This is a genomic window from Pseudomonas sp. RIT778 (assembly GCF_019718735.1).
Classification (GTDB): Bacteria; Pseudomonadota; Gammaproteobacteria; order Pseudomonadales; family Pseudomonadaceae; genus Aquipseudomonas; species Aquipseudomonas aphyarum.
Map to the genome: position 1 here is coordinate 77,041 of NZ_JAIHBA010000025.1, position 23,056 is coordinate 100,096.

23 protein-coding genes and 1 tRNA gene are annotated in these 23,056 nt (G+C 60.8%); 17 read left to right on the forward strand and 7 right to left on the reverse strand.

Translation table 11 applies throughout. The annotated features are described in order from the left end of the window. Nucleotides 1-2 precede the first annotated feature (2 nt). From phrB to K5E37_RS18420, 8 genes are read left to right on the forward strand one after another with little or no spacing between them, the layout of a single operon-like run. The gene (gene phrB, locus K5E37_RS18385; RefSeq protein ID WP_221534775.1) at nucleotides 3-1,448 is read left to right on the forward strand and encodes a deoxyribodipyrimidine photo-lyase; all 1,446 of its coding nucleotides are present in this window, start codon (nucleotides 3-5) and stop codon (nucleotides 1,446-1,448) included. Continuing rightward, on the forward strand, nucleotides 1,441-1,863 hold the full coding sequence (locus K5E37_RS18390; protein ID WP_102687536.1) for a nuclear transport factor 2 family protein: 423 nt from the start codon (nucleotides 1,441-1,443) through the stop codon (nucleotides 1,861-1,863). The genes phrB and K5E37_RS18390 overlap by 8 nt, the downstream gene beginning before the upstream one ends. Then, nucleotides 1,860-2,642, forward strand: a complete 783-nt coding sequence (locus tag K5E37_RS18395; RefSeq protein ID WP_085606979.1) for an SDR family oxidoreductase — start codon at nucleotides 1,860-1,862, stop codon at nucleotides 2,640-2,642. Before K5E37_RS18390 ends, K5E37_RS18395 begins: the two co-directional genes overlap by 4 nt. Continuing rightward, entirely contained in the window at nucleotides 2,639-3,886 is a 1,248-nt protein-coding gene (locus K5E37_RS18400; RefSeq protein ID WP_221534777.1) for an NAD(P)/FAD-dependent oxidoreductase, read from the forward strand. Before K5E37_RS18395 ends, K5E37_RS18400 begins: the two co-directional genes overlap by 4 nt. Beyond that, nucleotides 3,883-4,698, forward strand: coding sequence for a DUF1365 domain-containing protein (locus K5E37_RS18405; protein WP_221534779.1), 816 nt, complete (start codon nucleotides 3,883-3,885; stop codon nucleotides 4,696-4,698). Before K5E37_RS18400 ends, K5E37_RS18405 begins: the two co-directional genes overlap by 4 nt. Continuing rightward, nucleotides 4,685-5,956, forward strand: a complete 1,272-nt coding sequence (locus K5E37_RS18410) for a cyclopropane-fatty-acyl-phospholipid synthase family protein (RefSeq protein ID WP_085606985.1) — start codon at nucleotides 4,685-4,687, stop codon at nucleotides 5,954-5,956. The genes K5E37_RS18405 and K5E37_RS18410 overlap by 14 nt, the downstream gene beginning before the upstream one ends. Next, the gene (locus K5E37_RS18415) at nucleotides 5,949-6,440 is read left to right on the forward strand and encodes a DUF2878 domain-containing protein (RefSeq protein ID WP_221534780.1); all 492 of its coding nucleotides are present in this window, start codon (nucleotides 5,949-5,951) and stop codon (nucleotides 6,438-6,440) included. The genes K5E37_RS18410 and K5E37_RS18415 overlap by 8 nt, the downstream gene beginning before the upstream one ends. Nucleotides 6,441-6,492: 52 nt before the next feature. After that, nucleotides 6,493-6,798, forward strand: coding sequence for a YkgJ family cysteine cluster protein (locus K5E37_RS18420; protein ID WP_007951707.1), 306 nt, complete (start codon nucleotides 6,493-6,495; stop codon nucleotides 6,796-6,798). Between the two features lie 54 nt (nucleotides 6,799-6,852). Here the strand turns inward: K5E37_RS18420 and K5E37_RS18425 are convergent, their stop codons facing one another. From K5E37_RS18425 to hemA, 6 genes are all read right to left on the reverse strand, one after another. Beyond that, nucleotides 6,853-7,371 (reverse strand): acyloxyacyl hydrolase, encoded by a 519-nt coding sequence (locus K5E37_RS18425; protein WP_085606989.1) that lies wholly within the window; start codon nucleotides 7,369-7,371, stop codon nucleotides 6,853-6,855. Between the two features lie 113 nt (nucleotides 7,372-7,484). Continuing rightward, on the reverse strand, nucleotides 7,485-8,276 hold the full coding sequence (gene murI, locus K5E37_RS18430) for a glutamate racemase (RefSeq protein WP_085606991.1): 792 nt from the start codon (nucleotides 8,274-8,276) through the stop codon (nucleotides 7,485-7,487). Further along, complete coding sequence (locus K5E37_RS18435; RefSeq protein ID WP_085606993.1) at nucleotides 8,269-9,024, reverse strand: molybdopterin-synthase adenylyltransferase MoeB; 756 nt, start codon at nucleotides 9,022-9,024, stop codon at nucleotides 8,269-8,271. The genes murI and K5E37_RS18435 overlap by 8 nt, the downstream gene beginning before the upstream one ends. Further along, nucleotides 9,018-9,848 carry a peptide chain release factor N(5)-glutamine methyltransferase gene (gene prmC / locus K5E37_RS18440; protein WP_221534781.1) on the reverse strand — a complete coding sequence of 277 codons (831 nt, stop codon included), beginning with the start codon at nucleotides 9,846-9,848 and terminating at the stop codon, nucleotides 9,018-9,020. Before prmC ends, K5E37_RS18435 begins: the two co-directional genes overlap by 7 nt. Next, nucleotides 9,849-10,931: a peptide chain release factor 1 gene (prfA, locus tag K5E37_RS18445; protein WP_221534782.1), complete on the reverse strand. Its 1,083-nt coding sequence runs from the start codon at nucleotides 10,929-10,931 to the stop codon at nucleotides 9,849-9,851. Continuing rightward, a complete protein-coding gene (hemA, locus tag K5E37_RS18450; RefSeq protein ID WP_007951716.1) occupies nucleotides 10,928-12,214 on the reverse strand; it encodes a glutamyl-tRNA reductase in 1,287 nt (428 codons plus the stop codon). The genes prfA and hemA overlap by 4 nt, the downstream gene beginning before the upstream one ends. Before the next feature lie 182 nt (nucleotides 12,215-12,396). Here hemA and K5E37_RS18455 point away from each other — a divergent pair, with 182 nt between their 5' ends. From K5E37_RS18455 to ychF, 8 genes are all read left to right on the forward strand, one after another. Further along, the gene (locus K5E37_RS18455; RefSeq protein ID WP_085606997.1) at nucleotides 12,397-14,121 is read left to right on the forward strand and encodes a tetratricopeptide repeat protein; all 1,725 of its coding nucleotides are present in this window, start codon (nucleotides 12,397-12,399) and stop codon (nucleotides 14,119-14,121) included. A gap of 3 nt (nucleotides 14,122-14,124) precedes the next feature. Continuing rightward, nucleotides 14,125-14,742, forward strand: coding sequence for a lipoprotein insertase outer membrane protein LolB (lolB, locus tag K5E37_RS18460; RefSeq protein WP_007951721.1), 618 nt, complete (start codon nucleotides 14,125-14,127; stop codon nucleotides 14,740-14,742). Nucleotides 14,743-14,745: 3 nt separating this feature from the next. After that, nucleotides 14,746-15,597 carry a 4-(cytidine 5'-diphospho)-2-C-methyl-D-erythritol kinase gene (ispE, locus tag K5E37_RS18465; protein ID WP_085606999.1) on the forward strand — a complete coding sequence of 284 codons (852 nt, stop codon included), beginning with the start codon at nucleotides 14,746-14,748 and terminating at the stop codon, nucleotides 15,595-15,597. A gap of 37 nt (nucleotides 15,598-15,634) precedes the next feature. Next, nucleotides 15,635-15,709, forward strand: a tRNA-Gln gene (locus K5E37_RS18470). 47 nt (nucleotides 15,710-15,756) lie between these two features. Continuing rightward, nucleotides 15,757-16,698, forward strand: a complete 942-nt coding sequence (locus K5E37_RS18475) for a ribose-phosphate pyrophosphokinase (RefSeq protein ID WP_003171603.1) — start codon at nucleotides 15,757-15,759, stop codon at nucleotides 16,696-16,698. Nucleotides 16,699-16,839: 141 nt separating this feature from the next. Further along, entirely contained in the window at nucleotides 16,840-17,442 is a 603-nt protein-coding gene (locus K5E37_RS18480) for a 50S ribosomal protein L25/general stress protein Ctc (RefSeq protein WP_007951725.1), read from the forward strand. 171 nt (nucleotides 17,443-17,613) lie between these two features. Then, nucleotides 17,614-18,198 (forward strand): aminoacyl-tRNA hydrolase, encoded by a 585-nt coding sequence (gene pth / locus K5E37_RS18485; RefSeq protein ID WP_007951726.1) that lies wholly within the window; start codon nucleotides 17,614-17,616, stop codon nucleotides 18,196-18,198. 22 nt (nucleotides 18,199-18,220) lie between these two features. Further along, entirely contained in the window at nucleotides 18,221-19,321 is a 1,101-nt protein-coding gene (gene ychF, locus K5E37_RS18490) for a redox-regulated ATPase YchF (protein ID WP_085607001.1), read from the forward strand. A gap of 63 nt (nucleotides 19,322-19,384) precedes the next feature. Here ychF and K5E37_RS18495 read toward each other — a convergent pair whose 3' ends face one another. Beyond that, entirely contained in the window at nucleotides 19,385-20,602 is a 1,218-nt protein-coding gene (locus K5E37_RS18495; protein WP_221534783.1) for an MFS transporter, read from the reverse strand. A gap of 333 nt (nucleotides 20,603-20,935) precedes the next feature. Here K5E37_RS18495 and K5E37_RS18500 point away from each other — a divergent pair, with 333 nt between their 5' ends. Then, nucleotides 20,936-22,993 (forward strand): methyl-accepting chemotaxis protein, encoded by a 2,058-nt coding sequence (locus K5E37_RS18500; RefSeq protein ID WP_221534784.1) that lies wholly within the window; start codon nucleotides 20,936-20,938, stop codon nucleotides 22,991-22,993. Nucleotides 22,994-23,056: the final 63 nt, after the last annotated feature.

Sequence of the window (23,056 nt, forward strand, 5' to 3'; positions counted from 1 at the left end):
ACATGCAATTGATCTGGCTGCGCAGCGACCTGCGCCAACATGACAACACCGCCCTCGCGGCCGCCGCCGAGCGTGGCCCGACCGTGGCTGTGTACCTGTTGAGCCCGCTGCAATGGCAGGAACATGACGACGCGCCGTGCAAGATCGATTTCTGGCTGCGCAATTTGCGCGAGTTGAGCAAAAGCCTGGGTGCCCTGAACATCCCGCTCCTGATCCGCACCGCGCCTCACTGGGATCAGGCACCCGCCGTGCTGCTCGAACTGTGCCGGCAACTGAAGATCGAGGCCGTGCACGTCAACGAGGAATACGGCATCAACGAAAGCCGTCGCGACGAGGCCGTTGCCGAGGCGTTGCGAGCCGAAGGCATCACCTTCCACAGCTACCTGGACCAATTGCTGTTCAAACCCGGCAGCGTACTGACCAAAACCGGCACTTACTTTCAGGTGTTCAGCCAGTTCCGCAAGGTCTGCTACGAACGCCTGCACCGCTCGATGCCGTCGCTGAAACAGGCACCGGGCAAACAATCGGCGCTGAACATCGCCAGCGATCCCGTTCCAGAAGCCATCGAAGGGTTCCCGACACCGGGCGAATCCCTGCGCGCCCTGTGGCCCGCCGGTGAAGCCGAGGCCCGGCGCCGTCTCGACACGTTCGCCGATGCGCATATCGACTACTACAAGAGCGAACGCGACTTCCCGGCCAAACCCGGCACCAGCCAGCTCTCGGCCTATCTGGCCGCCGGCGTGATCTCGCCGCGCCAATGCCTGCACGCCGCCCTGCAAAGCAATCAGGGTGAATTCGAAAGCGGCAAGGTCGGCGCTGTCACCTGGATCAACGAACTGCTGTGGCGCGAGTTCTACAAACACATCCTCGTCGGGTATCCGCGGGTTTCACGCCATCGCGCATTCCGCCCGGAAACCGAAGCCCTGGCCTGGCGCGATGCGCCTGCGGATCTGGCCGCCTGGCAGGAAGCCCGCACCGGCTTGCCGATCATCGACGCGGCCATGCGCCAACTGCTGGAAACCGGCTGGATGCACAACCGCCTGCGGATGGTGGTGGCGATGTTTCTGACCAAAAACCTGTTGATCGACTGGCGCGAAGGCGAGCGTTTCTTCATGCGCCACCTGATCGACGGCGACCTGGCCGCGAACAACGGCGGCTGGCAGTGGAGTTCCTCGACCGGCACCGATTCGGCGCCGTACTTTCGCATTTTCAACCCGGTCAGCCAGTCGGAAAAATTCGACAGCGAAGGCCTGTTCATCAAGCACTGGTTGCCGGAACTGGCCGGGCTGAACAAGAAAGAAGTCCACAACCCGGCCAGTGCCGGCGGGTTGTTCGGCGTGGCGGACTATCCGGCGCCGATCGTCAATCTGAGCGCATCACGGGAACGGGCGCTGACAGCGTTCAAAAACCTGCCGTCACGCGCATCTCAAGGAGTGAGCGATGAGTGAATTTCTGCGCAGTTTCGCCCAGCGGTTCGCACAGTTGAACAAGGACAACTTGCGCACCCTGGATGAGCTGTACAGCGAGGACATTCATTTCACCGACCCGCTACACGAAGTGCAGGGGCTGACGAACCTGCGCGCTTACTTCAGTGAGTTGTACGCCAACGTCAACGAACTGCGCTTCGATTTCCACGGCTTCGACCAGATCAGCGACGGCGAAGGCTATCTGCGTTGGGTCATGAGCTACCGCCACCCGCGTCTGAGCGGTGGGCAACTGATCCGCGTCGCCGGCTGCTCGCACCTGCTCTGGAGCGACAAGGTTTACCGCCACCGGGATTACTTCGATGCCGGAGCGCTGCTTTATGAACATTTACCCGTATTGGGCCGAGTGATTGCCTGGCTGAAAAGGAGATTGGGATGAGTCGTACAGCTCCACGGCGTTATTGGCTGACCGGTGCCAGTAGTGGCATCGGTGCAGCATTGGCAGAAGAAATCCTCAAGACCGGTGCACATCTGGCGGTCAGTTCCCGCCAGGTTGCACCGCTCAAAGTGCTGTCGCAACGTTATCCGGGACAGGTGCTGGTGGTGCCCGGTGATCTGACCAACAGTCAGACCGTGCGTGAAATCGGCGAACAGATCGCTGCGGACTGGGGCTCGCTCGATACGGTAATCCTCAACGCGGGCACCTGCGAATACGTCGACGCCCGTCAATTCGACGCGTCGATCATCGAACACGTAGTACGCACCAACCTGCTCGCCAGCAGCTATTGCATCGAAGCCGCCCTGCCCTTGTTGCGCAAAGGCACGGCACCGCATCTGGTGGGCATGGCCAGCTCGGTGACCTATGTGCCGTTGCCTCGCGCCGAAGCTTATGGTGCGTCGAAGGCCGGTCTGCGTTATCTGTTCGAATCCCTGCGCATCGACCTGGCGGACGAAGGCATTGAAGTCACGGTGATCAGCCCCGGTTTCGTCGACACGCCGCTGACCGCCAAAAATGATTTTCCGATGCCGCTCAGCTGGCCTGTGGATAAAGCCGCGCGGCATATCTTCGCCAAGCTGAAAGACCGGCCGCTGGAGATCGCCTTTCCGGCGCTGTTCATGGCGGTCCTGTGGCCCTTGTCGAAAATGCCCGCGCGCGTACAACTGGCGATTGGCAAACGCATGGTGCGCAGCAATCCGCCGCTCAGGGATGCAACATGAAAATCGCCATCGTAGGCAGCGGCATCGCCGGTTTGACCTGCGCGTATCTGCTCGCTCGCCGACATGACATCACCGTGTTCGAAGCCGACGCCCGGGTCGGCGGTCATACGCACACGGTACCGGTCACCGTGGAAGGGCGCGACTACGCAGTGGACACCGGTTTCATCGTGTTCAACGACTGGACGTATCCGAACTTCATTCGTTTGCTCGGCCAATTGGGCGTGGCCTTCAAACCCACCGAGATGAGTTTTTCGGTCAACGATCCGGACACCGGTCTGGAATACAACGGCAATAATCTGAACAGCCTGTTCGCCCAGCGCAGCAACCTGTTGTCCCCCGGATTCTGGGGCATGTTGCGCGACATCCTGCGGTTCAACAAAGAAGCCCGGCGCGACCTTGCCGAACAGCGGATCGCCACCGACACCACCCTCGACGATTACCTCAAGGCCGGCGGTTACGGCGAGCGTTTCATCCTGCATTACATCGTGCCGATGGGCGCGGCGATCTGGTCGATGCCGATGGCCGAGATGCTCAATTTTCCATTGCAGTTCTTCGTGCGCTTTTTCGAGAACCACGGGTTGCTGTCGATCAGCAATCGCCCGCAGTGGCAGGTCATCAAGGGTGGCTCCAGCGCCTACATCGCGCCGCTGACGACGTCGTTCAAGGAGCGCATCCGCCTGAACTGCCCGGTGGGGCGGATCGATCGCGACGCACACGGCGTGGTTATCCACAGCCCGGCCGGCATCGAACGTTTCGATAAAGTGGTGCTGGCCTGCCATAGCGATCAGGCGTTGCGACTGCTGGGAAATCCTGACGATAAAGAACGGGAAATCCTCGGCGCTCTGCCCTACGCCGACAACGAAGTGGTGCTGCACACCGACACCCGCCTGCTGCCCACACGCAAACGGGCCTGGGCCAGCTGGAATTATCGCCTCGGCGGCGCCGGTCATACCCAGGCCGCCGTGACCTACGACATGAACATCCTGCAAGGGATCCAGAGCGATACCACGTTCTGCGTCAGCCTCAACCAGAGCGCCGGCATCAGCCCGTCCAAAGTGCTCGCGCGCTTCACCTACGCTCACCCGCAATTCAGCCTCGCGGCGGTGGCGGCGCAACAGCGCTGGGCCGAAATCGACGGCGAGCAGCACACGCATTATTGCGGCGCCTATTGGGCCAACGGTTTCCATGAGGACGGGGTGGTCAGCGCTTTGCGCGTGGCCGCGTCCTTCGGAGAAAGCCTGTGAACAGCGCACTCTACAGTGGCTGGATCGCCCATCGGCGATTCGCCCCGCGCCGTCATGAGTTCCGTTACCGGATCGGCATGCTGTACCTCGATCTGGCTGAACAGGAGGCGGTGCTGGGCCTGTCCCGACTGGCAGGCGCCGGCCGCTTTGCGCCGTTTTCATTTCGCGAAACCGACTACCTGAAAACCTTCACCGGCAGCGGCGTGCGCCTGAGCGATGCGGTGCGCCAGTTGGTTGGCGAAGCTCTGGGCCATGCGCCGCAAGGTTCGATCTGCCTGTTGACCCAGCCACGCAGCTGGGGCCTGTCGTTCAACCCGGTGAGTTTTTTCTATTGCCACGAGGCCGACGGCCAACTGGCGGCGATTCTCTGCGAAGTCAGCAATACCCCGTGGCGCGAGCGTTTTCACTACGTGTTGCCGGCCAGAGCGCCCAGCAATCTGCAGGACTTTCACCAGCACTTTGCCGTGGCCAAGGCGTTTCATGTCTCGCCATTCCTGCCGCCGGACCTGGAATACCGCATGAGCTTCAGCCCTGCCGCGCAGGTCCTGGGTGTGCACATGGCCGACTGGCAAGGCGAGCAAAAACTGTTCGACGCCACCCTCGACCTGCGACGTGAACCCCTTGATCGACACCACTTGCACCGGCACCTGTGGCGCTTTCCCTGGATGACCGCCAAGACCGCGCTGGCGATCTATTGGCAGGCGTTGCGCCTGTTGCTCAAGCGCACCCCGATATTTGCCCACCAGCGCGCCGACGACCGTTTTCGAACCGCCACCGTACCGACCGAGGAACGCCACCATGAAATCCACTAGCGTCTCGGCCAAAGCCAGCCTGCTCAGCCCCCACGGCCTGAGCGGCTCGCTGCTGCGCCGGGGAGTACTGCGCCAGCTGGAGCAGCTCAAGCAGGGTCAACTGATCGTCATCGAGGACGGCGAACGCCACGTCTTCGGCACACCGGGCAGCGCGTTGGTGGGGGAAATTCAGGTCATGGATCCGGCTGCCTGGGGCCTGGTCGCGGGCAATGGCTCGATCGGCGCCGGTGAGGCTTTCATTCATGGTTACTGGCGCTCGCCGGATCTGACGGCCGTGGTGCGGGTCTTCGTCAGCAACCTTGAAGTGCTCGACGGAATGGAAGGTGGCCTGGCCCGGCTTGGTCGCCCGCTGGTGCGCGGGCTGCACTGGCTCAACCGCAATACGCGCAAGGGCTCGCAGAAAAACATCGCCGCCCACTACGACCTCGGCAATGACCTGTTCGAACAGTTTCTCGACCCGACCATGATGTATTCGGCCGCGCAGTTTCTCAGTCCCGACGACAGCCTGGAGCAGGCGCAACTGAACAAACTGGAGCGGATCTGCCAGAAACTCGCGCTCAAGCCCGACGACCACCTGCTGGAAATCGGCACCGGCTGGGGCAGCATGGCGCTTTACGCAGCGCAGCACTACGGCTGCAAAGTCACCACCACCACACTGTCGAAGGAGCAGTTCGCCTTCACCGCCGCCCGCATCGAACGCCTCGGCCTGCAGGATCAGGTGACGCTGCTGCTCAAGGATTACCGTGACCTCACCGGCCAGTACGACAAACTGGTGTCGATCGAAATGATCGAAGCAGTCGGCCACCGTTTCCTGCCGACCTACTTCAAACAGTGCGCGCACTTGCTCAAGAGCAACGGCCTGATGCTGCTGCAAGCGATCACCATCCGCGAACAACGCTACGAGCAGGCGCGTCGTGGCGTGGACTTCATCCAGCGTTACATTTTCCCCGGCGGCGCCCTGCCCTGCGTGCAGAAAATGCTCGAGATCGTCAGCCGCGACACCGACATGAACCTGTTGCACATGGAAGATTTCGGCCTGCACTACGCCCGCACCCTGCGTCTGTGGCACGAGAACTTTCGCCATGCTCACGGCCGTCTGACCGAATTGGGCTATGACGATTACTTCCTCAGGCTGTGGGAGTTCTACCTGTGTTATTGCGAGGGCGGATTCCTCGAGCGCACCATCGGCACCGCACAACTGGTGCTGGCCAAACCGGCGGCGATGACCGCGCCTTTGCTGGGCCGTTTCGATGCTTGAGCGGTTGGCCAACGCGGTGCTGTTCCAGATCGGCTGGTTGGCCTGCGTGCTCGGCGGTAACAGTTTGTGGTTGTTGCTGGCGCTGGCGGTGCTGGTGATTCATCTGCGCTGGATCAGCAGTTGGGCGCAGGAAGGCCGGTTGATCCTCAGTGTGGTGATCATCGGCACGGCGGTGGACAGCCTGTTGCGCGGCCTCGGGGTTTTCGAGTTCAAGGATCTGTCGCCGCTGATTCCGCTGTGGCTGATGTTGTTGTGGGCGTTATTTGCCACGACATTGCGTCATTGCCTGCAATGGAGCGCGAGTCCGTGGTGGCTGGCCAGCCTGCTTGGCGCGGCAGGTGGCGCGCTGTCTTATGGCGCCGGCGGACGACTGGCCGGTGTGCAATTTCCGTTCGGAGAGCTTGCGACCCTGATCGGCATCGCGCTGCTGTGGGCGTTGCTGTTTCCGCTGCTGCACCAGTTGTCCCGGCGGCTGACGCGTTAAACGCCTGTCAGGCCTTTCACACGCTCACCGGCCACTGCCGTACACTGGCGCCATGAAAACCATTCCCCATCGGCAAATCGCCGAGCCCGAGGTCACCTGCTCGACCTGTGCAGCCTGCTGCTGCCAGCTCGAAGTGATGCTGATCACCGACACCGGCGTACCCGAGCGTTTTATCGATACCGACGATTGGGGTGGTGAGGTGATGCTGCGTCTGGACGACGGCTGGTGCGCGGCGCTGGATCGCGACACGATGATGTGCACGATCTACGAGAAGCGTCCGCTGATCTGCCGCGAGTTCGAAATGGGCGCACCGGAATGCATCGACGAACGCCAGGGGATTGCCACGGCGTATCGCTGAATAAAAAAAGGAGCGCTAGGCGCTCCTTTTTTACGGGGCTGACTTTCTGGGGGCTTATAGCGGCATCGTGTAATGCAATGCGTAGCTTTCGACCCCATCGTTGTCGCTGCTCAGACCGGCGTTGGAATAGTGCGTCGCACGGATACCGACTTCATGCCCGCCATTGAAGCGCAGGCCGAAACCAAAGCGGTCTTCAAACTGGAAGGCGCCGCCGAGCTTGTTGTCTTCGTATTCGGTGTTGGAGAACAGCGCTACGCCGATCCCCGCCTCGACATACGGTTTGACCGACTGACCGGCAAACTCGTAAACAAACACCGGCGAGAACGACAGGCTGTTGTTGCTGGAGGTCTTGTCGCCTTCCCAGTAGGTGTAGGCGCCACTCCAGTAACCGGTCAGACGACCAACGTCACTTTGCAGCCAGCTCTTGTCCCAATCGAAATTCATGCCCAGGCGATAAGTCATCGTCGAATCGCTGGTGGCACCCACTGCAAACTCGACGCCAGCAGCTTGTGCGGTAAAACTTTGCCCCATCAGTGCAGCCGCAATCGCGGCCAAGCAGAATAGTCGCTTCACGTTGAAACTTCCTTTTCCGGAACGATCGTTTGGTTTTTCTAGGTCACTCTGCGCTATAGAAATCCGCGCTTGGTCAGAAGTTCAGCTGAATTTTTAGTTATTTCACATTTTTTTTACAAGGTGAATTTTTCGACGTCGCCATCGACTTGACCCAGCAGGGCGAGGGTCTTGCGCAAAGACGCGGGATCGGCGCTGGTCCAGAATCTGACCGGCCGGTTCGGCCCTTCGGCGAGCAGATCACGCTCGGCCAGCAGCCGCTGCAATTGACGTGCTACCGCCGCGCCCGTATCGATCAGGCTGATGCTCTCGGGGATCATCGACTTCAGCATCGGCTTGAGAAACGGATAGTGGGTGCAGCCCAGAATGATCGTGTCGCAACCGTTGGCCAGCAGCGGATCGACGTAGTGCTTGAGCAATGCACGCAGCTCGGCGCTATGCAGATCGCCGCTTTCAATCCGCTCGACAAGTCCGGGGCACGGCTGCGTGATGACCCGCACATCGGTGGCAAAACGATCGAGCAGCGCCGCAAATTTCGCACTCTGCAAAGTGCCGGTGGTGGCGAGTACCCCCACCACGCCGCTGCGGGTGGCGGCGGCGGCCGGTTTGACCGCCGGCTCCATGCCGACAATCGGCCACTCGGGAAAGTCCCGGCGCAGATCGGCGACCCCGGCCACGGTCGCGGTATTGCACGCGATCACCAGCGCCTTGGCACCCTGTTCGCGGAAAAACCCGGCCATCACGCTGCAACGCTGGCGGATGAATTCCGGGGTTTTCTCGCCATAAGGAATATGGCCGCAATCGCCGAGGTACAGCAGCGATTCATTCGGTAGCAGTTGCTGGATTTCCGCCAGCACCGACAGGCCGCCGACGCCGGAATCGAAGACGGCAATCGGCGCTTCACGCATGCTGCGAACCACAGATGCTGCAACCCGGGTCGCGCTTGACCCTCAGCTCACGGAATCGCGAGCCCAGCGCATCGATCAACAACAGACGGCCCACCAGCGGTTCGCCGAAACCCGCCAATAACTTCAGGGCTTCCAGCGCTTGCAGGCTGCCGACCAGACCGACCAGCGGCCCGACCACGCCGGCTTCGCTGCAAGTCAATTCGGCTTCGCTGCCGTGACCGTACAGGCAGTGGTAACACGGGCTCTCGGCACGACGCGGGTCGAACACCGAAAGCTGTCCTTCGAGGCGGATCGCGGCGCCGCTGACCAAGGGCTTGCGCGCCGCCACGCACGCGGCATTGACCGCTTCGCGGGTGGAGAAATTGTCCGAGCAGTCGAGCACCAGATCCACCGCCGCCACGGCTGCGGCGAGAGAATCCTCGTCCAGTGCCTGACGATGGGGCACCAGCTTGATTTCAGGATTGATCGCGCTCAGGCGCTTGAGCGCCGAGTCGACCTTGGTCATGCCGACGCTGTCGGTGTCGTGGATGATCTGGCGTTGCAGGTTGGTCAAATCGACCGTGTCGAAATCCGCCAGGTGCAATTCACCGACACCCGCCGCCGCCAGGTACAAGGCCACTGGCGCACCGAGACCACCGAGGCCGACGATCAATACCCGGCTGTCCTTGAGCTTCAACTGGCCATCGATGTCGATGTGTTGCAGCAGGATCTGCCGACTGTAGCGCAACAATTCCTGATCATTCAGCACGGCAGGCGCCCCAGGCTGATCCGTTGATGGCCGCCCAGATCGGTGCGGCTGTGGACTTCTTCGAAACCTTGCGTCAGCAGCAGATCGCGCACGGCTTCGGCTTGATCATAGCCGTGTTCGAGCATCAGCCAGCCGCCGGCTTCCAGATGGGCCGGCGCCTGGGCGATGATCAGGCGCAGATCATCGAGCCCGTCGATGCCGGCCACCAAGGCGCTTTCCGGCTCGAAACGCACATCGCCTTCCACCAGATGCGGATCGGCAGCGCGAATGTACGGCGGGTTGCTGATGATCAGCTCGAAACGCTTGCCTTCGAGGGCGCTGAACCAGTGACTGCTCAGCACCGTGGCGTTGTTCAAGTGCAGGCGCTGGCGATTGCGTTCGGCCAGGGCCACGGCTTCCAGCACGCAATCCACGGCGGTGACTTTCCACGCCGGGCGCTCGCTGGCCAGGGCCAGGGCAATCGCCCCGCTGCCGGTGCCGAGGTCGAGAACTTTGGCCGGGGTCGCCGGCAACAATTCCAGTGCGGCTTCCACCAGCAGTTCGGTGTCCGGGCGCGGGATTAGCGTGTGCGGCGCGACTTCCAGATCCAGCTTCCAGAAACCCTGCTGACCCAGAATGTAGGCCACCGGCTCGCCGCTGCGACGACGTTGCAGGTACTCGGCGAAGACCAGTGCGGCTTCGCTGGGCACGATGCGCTCGGGCCAGGTGTGGAGAAAACTGCGCGACTTGCCCAGCGCGGCGGCCAGAAGCAATTCGGCGTCCAGACGCGCGGTGGGCGAATCCGGCAATTCGGCGGCGCGCAACAGGCTGGCGATGATGGTCATTTACTCACCTATCGCTGCGAGCTGGTCGGCCTGGTATTCGGCCAGCAACGGCTCGATCACCGCTTCGACGCCACCGGCGAGGATTTCGTCGAGGGAATACAGGGTCAGGTTGACGCGGTGGTCGGTGACCCGGCCCTGGGCAAAGTTGTAGGTGCGGATACGCTCGGAGCGGTCACCGGAACCCACCAGCAATTTACGTTCGCTGGCGATGGCGTTGGCCGCTGCAGCCGTCTGCTGGTCGTTGAGCTTGGCCGCCAGCCAGGCCATCGCCCGGGCACGGTTCTTGTGCTGGGAACGTTCTTCCTGGCACTCGACAACGGTGCCGGTCGGTATGTGGGTGATGCGGATCGCCGAATCGGTGGTGTTGACGTGCTGACCACCGGCCCCGGAGGAGCGGTAAGTGTCGACGCGCAAATCCGCCGGGTTGATCTCGATGGCTTCACGCTCGTCCGGCTCGGGCAATACCGCCACGGTGCAGGCCGAGGTGTGGATACGGCCCTGGGATTCGGTGGCGGGTACACGCTGTACGCGGTGCGCGCCGGATTCGAATTTCAGCTTGCCGTAAACGTTGTCGCCTTCGATGCGGGCGATGACTTCTTTATAGCCGCCGTGTTCGCCTTCGTTTTCCGAGAGGATCTCCACGCGCCAGCCACGCCGCTCGGCGTAACGCGAGTACATGCGTAACAGGTCGCCGGAGAAGATCGCCGCCTCGTCGCCACCGGTGCCGGCGCGGATTTCGAGAAACACGTTGCGCCCGTCGTTGGGATCCTTGGGCAGCAACATGCGCTGCAGGTCGGATTCCAGCGTGATCAGCAACTCCTTGGCTTCGCGGACTTCTTCCACGGCCATTTCACGCATGTCCGGGTCGCTGTCCTTGAGCAGCGCCTGCGCGCCTTCAAGATCACTTTGTACGCCGAGCAGCTTTTTATAGCCTTGTACCACCGGCTCAAGTTCGGCGTATTCCTTGGAATAGGCGCGGAATTTGGTCTGGTCGGAAATGACTTCGCCGTCGCCGAGCAGCGCGGTCAGTTCCTCGAAACGGTCCTGGAGAATGTCCAGCTTATTGAGCAGTGACGCTTTCATTGCGGTTTTTTATCCGAAAAGCTATCCGGTGAGCCCTCGAGGGCAAAGAGTTCCTGAGCCATGGCCAGCGCATCGAGGCGGCCTTCGGCAGAAAGCTTTTTCAACTGCACGCTCGGAGCGTGCAGGAGTTTGTTGGTCAGGCCACGGGCCAGTTGCCCGAGCACGTCTTCGGCGTTGCCGCCGTTGGCCAGCAGGCGCAGGGCCTTTTGCAGTTCTTCGTCGCGCAGGCGTTCGCTCTGTTGACGATAGGCCTTGAGCACATCGACCGCCGCCAGCTCGCGCAGGCGCACCATGAAATCGTCGGCGCCGACCGAAACCATCTCTTCGGCCGCCTGCGCTGCACCCTGACGGCTCTTGAGGTTTTCGGCGACCACTTCGTGCAGATCGTCGACGCTATAGAGGTAAACGTCGTCGAGTTCGCCGACTTCTGGCTCGATGTCACGGGGAACGGCGATGTCGACCATGAAGATCGGCTTGTGCTTGCGCAGCTTCAGCGCGCTTTCCACTGCGCCCTTGCCGAGGATCGGCAACTGACTGGCGGTAGAACTGATGACGATGTCGCTGCGTACCAGTTCGGCAGGAATATCCGAGAGCAACACTGCGTGGGCACCGAACTGCTCGGCCAGCAGGCTGGCGCGCTCCAGCGTCCGGTTGGCGACCACGATTCTCTTGACCCCGAGTTCATGCAAATGACGGGCGACCAGAGTGATGGTCTCGCCGGCACCGATCAGCAGGGCCTGGCTGCGTTGCAGGTCACTGAAAATCTGTTTGGCCAGGCTGACGGCGGCAAATGCCACGGACACCGGGTTTTCGCCGATGGCGGTGTCGGTACGGACTTGCTTGGCGGCATTGAAGGTCGCCTGGAACAGTCGCCCGAGCAGCGGCCCGATGGTGCCGGCCTCGCGGGCCACGGCGTAGGCCGATTTCATCTGGCCGAGAATCTGCGGTTCGCCCAACACCAGCGAGTCGAGCCCGGAGGCGACGCGCATCATGTGACGAACTGCCGCATCATCTTCATGCACATAAGCGCTCGCGCGCAGCTCATCGAGGCTTAAATGGTGATAGTCGGCCAGCCAGCGCAGCACGATATCGGCCGAAAGCTGATCCTGTTCTATATACAGCTCACTGCGATTGCAGGTGGAGAGGATCGCAGCTTCGCGGCTGTCGGTGAGTCGGCAGAGCTGCTGCAAGGCCTCCACCAGCTGCTCAGGGGTAAAGGCCACGCGCTCGCGGACGTCTACTGAAGCAGTCTTGTGGTTGATACCGAGTGCAAGGAAGGCCATTCAAGGTCGCTGATGGTGACGTGAAGCCGGCAATTGTCCTACTTCGTCAGATTCAGAACAACTACCGCTTACTATTGTCCCAATTGTCGGCCCCTATAATGGCCACAATCGAGACTCGGTTATGTTTGGCCGAAGGCTTGTGTCATGATGATCCGACCGCAGGTTAGTCGTCCTCTTCCTATATGAATAGATCTTCCGCGTTGCTCCTCGCTTTTGTCTTCCTCAGCGGCTGCCAGGCCTTGGCCCCCGTTTCGCAGGACGGTGCCTCACCGGTCGAAGACACCACGCCGGCTCCTGAAAAGCCCAAGGTTTACAGCTCGTTCAGCCAGGAAACGGTGTTCAGCCTGCTGAGCGCCGAACTCGCTGGCCAGCGCAATCGTTTCGACATTGCCCTGGACAACTACGTGACCCAGGCCATCAACACCCAGGATCCGGGCGTTTCCGAGCGCGCCTTCCGCATCGCCGAGTACCTGGGCGCCGATCAGCCGGCCCTCGATACCGCGCTGATCTGGGCGAAAAACGCCCCGGACGACCTCGAAGCGCAACGCGCCGCCGCCGTGCAACTGGCTCGCGCCGGGCGCTATGACGACTCGATGGTCTACATGGAGAAAGTCCTGCAGGGCAAGGGCGACACCCATTTCGACTTCCTCGCGCTGTCGGCCGCCGACACCGACCAGGAAACCCGCAACGGCCTGATGAAAAGCTTCGACCGCCTGTTGCAGCGTCACCCGAACAACAATCAGCTGATTTTCGGCAAGGCCTTGCTGATGCAGCAGGACGGCGACACCAAAGGTGCGCTGACCCTGCTTGAAGACAATCCGCCGGAAGACGGCGAAATCGCCCCGATCCTGCTGCGCGCACGTCTTCTGCAAGGTCTGAACCGTGGCGACGAAGCCTTGCCGCTGTTGCAGAAAAGCATCAAGAAATACCCGGACGACAAGCGCCTGCGCCTGACCTACGCGCGGATGCTGGTGGAACAGGACCGGATGGACGACGCCAAGGTCGAGTTCTCCACCCTGGTTCAGCAATACCCGGAAGACGACGAACTGCGTTATTCCCTGGCGCTGGTCTGCCTGGAAGCCAAGGCCTGGGACGAGGCCAAGGGCTATCTGGAAGACCTGATCGCCCGGGAAAGCCATGTCGATTCGGCGCACCTGAACCTGGGGCGCATCGCCGAAGAGCGCAACGACCCGCAAGGCGCGCTCATCGAGTATGCCCAGGTCGGCCCGGGCAACGACTATCTGCCGGCGCAACTGCGTCAGGCCGATATTCTGATGAACAACGGCAAGACCGCCGAAGCCCAGAGCAAACTCGCCGCCGAGCGTGACGAGCAGCCGGATTACGCGATCCAGCTGTACCTGATCGAAGCCGAAACCCTGTCCGCCAACAATCAGGGCGACAAGGCCTGGAAAGTCCTGCAACAAGCGTTGCAGCAGTACCCGGACGATCTGAACCTGCTTTATACCCGCGCGATGCAGGCGGAAAAACGCAATGACCTGGCGCAGATGGAAAAAGACCTGCGTCTGATCATCAAGCGCGATCCGGACAACGCCATGGCCCTCAACGCCCTCGGCTATACCTTGTCCGACCGCACTACTCGCTACGCGGAAGCCAAGGCGCTGATCGAGCAGGCGCACCAGATCAACCCGGAAGACCCGGCGGTGCTCGACAGCCTCGGCTGGGTGAACTTTCGCATGGGCAATCTGGAAGACGCCGAGAAATACCTGCGTCAGGCCCTCGAGCGCTTCCCCGATCACGAAGTCGCCGCGCATCTGGGCGAAGTGCTGTGGGCCAAGGGCAAGCAGCGCGAAGCGAAACAAATCTGGGGCAAGTTCCTCAAGGACCAGCCTGACAGCACCATCCTGCGCAGCACCATCAAGCGCCTGACCGGATCCGAGACTCTTTAACTCATGTTTTTGCGCCACGTCATAGTTTTCAGCTTCATCGCCCTGCTCGCCGGTTGCGCGGGTTTCGGCGCCCGTGAATCGGTCGAAGGCCACGGCAATCCGGCACAGTGGGCCGCGAACAAACAACACCTGACCGGCCTCGACGGCTGGCAGATCGACGGCAAGATCGGCATTCGCGCCCCGAAAGACTCGGGCAGCGGCACGCTGTTCTGGCTGCAACGTCAGGATTACTACGACATCCGTCTGTCCGGCCCGCTGGGTCGTGGCGCGGCGCGACTGACCGGTCGCCCGGGCGCGGTGTCGCTGGAAGTGGCGAATCAGGGCCGTTATGAAGCGCCGACTCCGGAAGCACTGGTCGAAGAGCAACTGGGCTGGAAACTGCCGGTCTCGCATCTGGCCTGGTGGGTTCGCGGCCTCCCGGCACCGGACAGCAAAAGCCGTCTGACCCTGGACGGCAACAGCCGTTTGGCCAATCTGGATCAGGATGGCTGGCAGGTCGAATACCTCAGCTATGCCGAACAGAACGGTTACTGGCTGCCCGAGCGGATCAAACTGCACGGCACCGATCTGGACGTGACGCTGGTCATCAAGACCTGGCAACCGCGCAAATTGGGGCAATAACGCATGACCGCTCCACGCCTGACGCTGCCATCGCCGGCCAAACTCAACCTGATGCTGCATATTCTCGGTCGCCGTGAAGACGGTTATCACGAGTTGCAGACGCTTTTTCAGTTCCTCGACTACGGCGACGAAATCACTTTCGCCGTGCGTGACGATGGCGTGATCCACCTGCACACCGAATTCGACGGCGTGCCCCACGACAGCAACCTGATCGTGCGCGCGGCGAAGAAACTGCAGGAACAATCCGGCTGCTCGCTCGGCATCGATATCTGGATCGACAAGATCCTGCCGATGGGCGGCGGCATCGGTGGCGGCAGTTCGAACGCGGCCACCACCCTGCTCGGCCTCAATCACTTGTGGCAACTGGGTTGGGATGAAGATCGACTGGCTGCACTGGGCCTGACACTGGGCGCCGACGTGCCGGTGTTCGTGCGGGGCCATGCGGCTTTCGCCGAAGGTGTCGGTGAGAAACTGACCCCGGTCGAGCCCGCCGAACCGTGGTATGTCGTGCTCGTTCCGCAAGTCTCTGTTAGTACGGCAGAAATTTTTTCAGATCCATTGTTGACACGTAACACGCCGCCCATTAAAGTGCGCCCCGTTCCCGAGGGAAACAGTCGAAATGACTGCTTGCCGGTGGTATCAAGGCGTTATCCAGAAGTACGTAACGCATTGAATTTGTTAGGTAATTTTACCGAAGCAAAACTCACCGGAACTGGAAGTTGTGTGTTTGGGGGCTTCCCAAGCAAAGCTGAAGCTGATAAAGTCTCGGCCCTTCTGACAGAGACCCTTACAGGGTTTGTAGCGAAAGGAAGCAACGTTTCGATGTTGCATCGCAAGCTGCAAAGTCTGCTCTAAAGGAACCAAGTGCCCGGCACTTGCAAGCAACAGATACAGGGGCGTCGCCAAGCGGTAAGGCAGCAGGTTTTGATCCTGCCATGCGTTGGTTCGAATCCAGCCGCCCCTGCCATTTTCCTATACTCATCCAGGTATACCCTCAGCCTTCAGGTACTGCGCGTGTCCAAGATGATGGTCTTTACGGGGAACGCTAACCCCGATCTGGCTCGGCGTGTCGTACGTCAGCTGCATATCCCTCTCGGTGACATCTCTGTCGGTAAATTCTCCGACGGCGAAATTACAGCCGAGATCAATGAAAACGTTCGTGGTAAAGACGTCTTCATTATTCAGCCGACTTGCGCTCCGACCAACGATAACCTGATGGAACTGGTAGTGATGGCTGATGCCTTCCGCCGCTCCTCGGCTACTCGTATCACTGCTGTTATTCCTTATTTTGGTTATGCCCGTCAGGATCGCCGTCCGCGTTCCGCACGTGTGGCTATCAGCGCGAAAGTCGTTGCTGACATGCTCACCGTAGTCGGCATCGACCGTGTTCTCACGGTTGATCTGCATGCTGACCAGATTCAGGGTTTCTTCGATATTCCGGTAGATAACATCTACGGCTCCCCTGTTCTGGTGGATGACATCGAAGATCAGCGCTTCGAGAACCTGATGATCGTGTCCCCGGACATTGGTGGCGTCGTGCGTGCACGTGCCGTTGCCAAATCCCTGGGCGTGGATCTCGGGATCATCGACAAACGCCGTGAGAAAGCCAATCACTCTGAAGTGATGCATATCATCGGTGATGTCGAAGGGCGTACCTGCATCCTGGTCGATGACATGGTCGATACCGCCGGCACTCTGTGCCACGCGGCCAAGGCCCTGAAAGAGCATGGCGCAGCCAAGGTCTTTGCTTACTGCACACACCCTGTGCTGTCGGGTCGGGCCATCGAGAATATCGAAAATTCCGTGCTGGACGAGCTGGTGGTCACTAACACCATCCCGCTGTCCGCTGCAGCACAAGCCTGTGCACGTATCCGTCAACTGGATATCGCACCGGTTGTTGCCGAAGCGGTTCGCCGCATCAGCAACGAAGAATCGATCAGCGCGATGTTCCGTTAAGGGCCCTGCCCTTCTCGAAATGTCTCGTTGACGAAAAGCGCCCCGCCCCGGCATTCCTGCCGGGGCGGGGCTTTTTTGCCCATACCGTGTTCGGCGCTGGTCGCAAACGCCACTCGGTCATGGCTATTTTGGAGATACAAAATGAACGATTTTACTCTGAATGCTGAAGCGCGTTCCGACCTGGGGAAAGGTGCGAGCCGCCGCCTGCGTCGTCTCGCCGCCCTGGTTCCAGCTGTTGTTTACGGTGGCGACAAAGCCCCTGAATCCATCAGCATGCTGGCCAAAGAAGTTGCCAAACTGCTCGAAAACGAAGCTGCCTACAGCCACGTTATCGAACTGAACGTTGGTGGCACCAAGCAAAACGTGATCATCAAGGCTCTGCAGCGTCACCCGGCCAAAGGCCACGTGATGCACGCTGACTTCGTACGCGTTGTAGCTGGCCAGAAACTGACCGCTATCGTTCCTGTGCACTTCATCAACGAAGCTGCTCCAGTGAAGAAAGGCGGCGAAATCTCGCACGTTGTTGCCGAGATCGAAGTTTCCTGCCTGCCAAAAGATCTGCCTGAGTTCATCGAAGTCGACCTGGCTAACGCTGAAATCGGCACCATCGTTCACCTGTCGGACCTCAAAGCTCCTAAAGGTGTCGAGTTCGTGGCTCTGGCACACGGCGATGACAAGGCTGTTGCCAACGTCCACGCTCCACGTGTTGCTCCAGAAGCTACCGAAGAAGGCGCAGCAGAGTAATTCACTCTGTCATGCCTGAGTGAGCAGGTAACATCGCGGACTGGAACGTAGCGAGAAAGCGGGCGGGAACGCGGAGTTTACATCCATGGTAAATGAGCATTTTTCGTCCACTTTCGCCGCCTTCCCTGATCGCGGCGATGTTATCCACCACTCAAAGGAAGGGCCCCTATCGTGACTGCCATCAAACTGATCGTTGGCCTGGGAAATCCAGGCGCTGAATACGAGCAGACCCGGCATAACGCAGGGGCCCTTTTTGTTGAGCGCATCGCCCACGCACAGAACGTGAATCTCGTGGCCGATCGCAAGTATTTCGGCCTGACCGGGCGCTTCTCGCATCAGGGTCAGGATGTTCGTCTGCTGATTCCCACCACCTACATGAACCGCAGCGGCCAGGCCGTGGCGGCACTCGCCGGTTTCTTCCGCATCAAGCCTGAAGAAATCCTGGTGGCGCACGACGAACTCGATCTGCCTCCGGGCGTCGCCAAACTCAAAGTCGGCGGCGGCCATGGCGGTCACAACGGGTTGCGCGACATCATTGCGCAATTGGGCAATCAGAATACGTTCCACCGCCTGCGGCTCGGCATCGGCCACCCGGGTGTCGCCAGTATGGTTTCAAATTTCGTCCTGGGTCGTGCGCCACGCGCCGAACAGGAAAAACTCGATGCCAGCATCGACTTTGCCCTCGGCGTGCTGCCGGATATCCTCGCCGGTGAATGGAACCGCGCGATGAAAAACCTGCACAGCCAGAAGGCCTGACTCTAATCCGAGGGGAAACACCATGGGATTCAATTGCGGCATCGTCGGCCTGCCTAACGTCGGCAAGTCCACCCTGTTCAACGCCCTGACCAAATCCGGGATCGCGGCCGAGAACTTCCCCTTCTGCACCATCGAGCCGAACAGCGGCATCGTGCCGATGCCGGATCCGCGTCTGGACGCTCTGGCGGCCATCGTCAATCCGAAGCGCATCCTGCCGACCACCATGGAATTCGTCGACATCGCGGGCCTGGTTGCCGGCGCCTCGAAAGGTGAAGGCCTGGGCAACAAGTTCCTGGCCAACATCCGCGAAACCGACGCGATCGCTCACGTCGTGCGCTGCTTCGAAGACGAGAACGTGATCCACGTTTCCAACAGCGTCGACCCGAAGCGCGACATCGAAATCATCGACCTGGAACTGATTTTCGCCGACCTCGACAGCTGCGAGAAGCAACTGCAGAAAGTCGCGCGCAACGCCAAGGGCGGTGACAAGGACGCAGTGGCCCAGAAGGCCCTGCTCGAACAACTGATCCCGCACTTCACTGAAGGCAAGCCTGCACGCAGCCTGATGAAGAACATGAGCGCCGACGAAAAAGCGATCATCAAGGGCTTCCACCTGCTGACCACCAAGCCGGTCATGTACATCGCCAACGTCGCTGAAGACGGTTTCGAGAACAACCCGCACCTGGACGTGGTCAAGGCCATCGCCGAAGAAGAAGGCGCGATGGTTGTTCCGGTCTGCAACAAGATCGAAGCGGAAATCGCCGAGCTGGACGACGGTGAAGAGAAAGACATGTTCCTTGAGGCCCTGGGCCTGGAAGAGCCTGGCCTGAACCGCGTGATCCGCGCCGGCTACGAAATGCTGCACCTGCAGACCTACTTCACCGCCGGTGTCGAAGAAGTCCGCGCCTGGACCGTCCGCGTCGGTGCCACCGCACCACAAGCCGCCGGCGTGATCCACACCGACTTCGAGAAAGGCTTCATCCGCGCCGAAGTGATCGCCTACAACGACTTCATCCAGTACAAGGGCGAAGCGGGCACCAAGGAAGCCGGCAAATGGCGTCTGGAAGGCAAGGATTACATCGTCAAAGATGGCGACGTGATGCACTTCCGCTTCAACGTGTAAAAGCTGCACCCAAGAAAAAGCCGCGTTTGATACGCGGCTTTTTTGTGCCTGAAATTCGGCCCGTCAGGCCTTTTGGGTTCTCGGCAGGAAGATCGCCAGCACCCCGAACAGCGGCAGGAACGAGCACAGGAAGTACACGTACTCAATGCCGTGAATGTCCGCCAGATGCCCGAGCAACGCCGCACCGATCCCGCCAAATCCGAACATCAGACCGAAAAACACCCCGGCAATCATTCCGACATTGCCCGGCACCAGTTCCTGCGCGTACACCACGATCGCCGAGAACGCCGAAGCGAGGATGAAACCGATCACCACGCTCAGAACGCTGGTCCAGAACAGGTCGACATGCGGCATCAGCAGCGTGAACGGCGCCACGCCAAGGATCGAGAACCAGATCACCGCCTTGCGCCCGATCTTATCGCCAATCGGCCCGCCGAAGAACGTGCCCGCCGCCACCGCGCCGAGGAACAGGAACAGATGCAGCTGTGAACTGGCCACCGACAGGTCGAACTTCTCGATCAGGTAGAACGTGAAGTAGCTGGTCAGGCTGGCCATGTAGAAGTACTTGGAGAACACCAGCAACCCGAGCACCACCAGCGCGCTGATCACCCTGCTCTTCGACAGTCCGTGAGTGGCGGCCTGGCCGGCCTTGAGCTTGAACAGGTTCAGGTGATGGGCGTACCAGCGGCTGATGCGATAGAGCACGAACAGCGCAAACACCGCGAACAGTCCGAACCAGGCCACATTGCCCTGCCCGAAAGGAATGATGATCGCCGCCGCCAGCAACGGGCCGAACGCCGAACCGGCGTTACCACCGACCTGAAACGTCGATTGCGCCAGACCGAAGCGCCCGCCCGACGCCAGACGCGCGATACGAGAAGCTTCAGGGTGGAAAGTCGAAGAGCCGATACCGATCAGCGCCGCTGCCAACAGAATCAACGGGAAACTGCCAACCATCGACATCATCACAATGCCGATCAGCGTGCACACGGAACCTGCCGGCAGCAGCCACGGTTTCGGATGCCGGTCGGTGTGATAACCGACCCACGGCTGCAACAGCGAAGCGGTCAATTGGAAGGTCAAAGTGATCAGGCCGACCTGGGTGAAACTCAGGCCATAGTTGGCCTTGAGCATCGGATAGATCGACGGCAGCACTGACTGGATCAGGTCATTGATCAAATGCGCCAGCGCCACCGCGCCGATGATGCGCATCACCAGTGGACTGTTCTGGGGAGGAGCGGACGCCGAGGCAGCGGCGGTCTGAACGTTGCTGATAGCCATGGGAGTTTCCGGACTGCAGATGGGTGCACGCGGGCAGGTGCGTCAATGTGCCATTTTTCGGTGCGCCAGCGCCATCCCCTTAGCCAGCTAACGAACTATTCAGTCGTCGCGCCACAAGTGATAGCGCAACGCCATGGTCTGAATCTTGCCTTGCTTATCCGCTTGAACGCGGCGCCCTTACAAAGGGCATCGAGAATGGGAAGTTTCGCTACAGAGCCGGCCTACAGAGCGGGCAAGGGTGAACTTTCGAGGCCTTTTAGCAGGGCACCAATCCCGGTCGCAACGACCGCGATGCACGCCGATGGTGCGTGGTGTCCAGAGGAGTCATGGGGCATGCAGGCTTTTTTATCACCGGGGATCAGGTTGCTGGGGCGGTTTGGCTTCGCGCGTAAATTCCAGTTGTTGTTTCTGCTGTTTATCCTGCCATTGGCCGGCAGCCTGTTGATGATCGGCCAGGACTATCGCGAAAAACTCAACCTGATTGCCGGCGAACGTGCCGGTGTGCGGCAGTTGCTCGCCCTCGATGCACTCGACAATCTGCTCGCCGCCCAGCGCGACCGCGCCGCCCGTTGGCGCGCCACGGAAACCAACCGCCAGCCGACGCCCGCCACCCTTGCGGCCATGGCCGCCTTCGATAGCGTACAACCTGCTGTTGCCCAGGCGACGCTGGACTTGGGCAATGCCTTGCAAGCCGAAGGCGCGGAAGGAGAAACCCTGACTCGCTATCAGGCGCTGCAAGCCGCGCTCAATGGTCTGGACTCGAAAAGCCTTTCCGGTGTCGGTTGGTGGCCGGACGGTTACGACCGATTCACCAACGCCCTCAGCGCCCTGCAAGCGTTGCGTGAGCAGATCGCGATGGACAATCGCCTGATCCTCGCGCCTTGGCTGGAAACCTATCTGCTGACGCAGATTTCCACCCAGCACGCACCGGACCTGATCGAACGTGTCGGCCGACTGGCAGCCGTCGGCCAGGCGTCGGTGGTATCCGGCCAGTTCACCCTGCAAAGCCGTCTGCAACTGCGTGACCTGCGCAGCCGCATCGGCGATGCCCGTGAGCAGTTGGTGAAAACTGCGGGCCTGCTCGAAGCGCGTCTGCCGCCGGCCCTGCAAGGCTGGGCCGGGCAATATCACGACAGCCTCAAACAACTGGATGCCGGTCTGAAAGTGCTGGATGACGGCGTGTTCGGCGGCAGCATCAATCTCAAGCCTGAAGAGTTCGAGCGCACTCTCGATGCCCTGCTCGGCAACCTCGCCACGCTGCGCCAGCAATCGCTGGTTTCGCTGGATCAGCGCCTGGATGACTACCACGGATCGGCGATTCGTCAGTTCATCGTTGTCGCCGCTGTGTTCGGTTTCCTGTTGCTGGCGGCGCTGTATCTGTTCGTCTGCCTGCAAGCCTCCATCCGTCGTAGCGCCAGCGGCATCACGCTGCTGGCCGAGGCTCTGCGCGACGGTAATCTGAGCCTGCAAGTGCCGGTCGTGGGCCGCGATGAATTGGCTTCGATCAGCACCGCACTCAACGTGGCGGTGGTGCAATTGCGTACCAGCCTGCTGGGTGTCGATCACGAGACTTCGCAACTGAGCTACGCGGTGCGCAGCCTCAACGATCACTCCAGCGGCGCTCTCAGCGAAGTCGAGGCCCAGCAATTGCAGATCAGCCAGATCGCCGCAGCGGCCACGCAACTGGCGGCGACGTCTCAAGGCGTGGCGCAGAGTTGCGAACAGGCTTCCGGCAGCGCCCAGCACACCCGGCGCATCGCTGCCGACAGCAGCCGTGACAGTCAACGGACCACGGCGAGCATTCAGCAGCTCAATCAGCGCCTGAACGAAACTGCCGCAGCGCTCGGCCGGGTCAGCGAGCAAGGGCAGCAGATTCAACTGGTGGTCGACACCATTCGCGGCGTCGCCGAACAGACCAACTTGCTGGCGCTCAACGCCGCCATCGAAGCCGCGCGGGCCGGGGAGCAAGGTCGCGGTTTTGCCGTGGTGGCCGACGAGGTGCGCAGCCTGTCGCAACGTACGCAATCGTCCACGGCGCAGATCGCCGGCACGGTCGACAGCCTGCGCAATACGGTCAATGAAGCCGTGAGCCTGATGGAGGCTGCCTGCGGCCAGGCGCAATCGGACGCGGAAGCGGTCACGGGACTTGGCGAACGCCTGGGGGAAATCGCCAGCGCCGTGCAGAGTGTCACCGACACCCTCGCCCAGATCGCCACAGCGGTAGAAGAACAGGCGAACACTGCCGATGAGGTCAGCGGCAATATCCAGCAGGTCGATCAAGCGGCGGTTCGTCTGCTCGAAGGCGCGCGGGCCGTGAACCTCGCGGCGGATACCTTGAGCCAGGGCAGCCATGCCTTGAGTGCCAACACCGGAAGATTTCAGCTGCGTTGAAAGCCCCTCCCGCCCCGATTTTCGGCGCGGGAGGATAAGCGGTTGAAAATAAGAAGAAATATT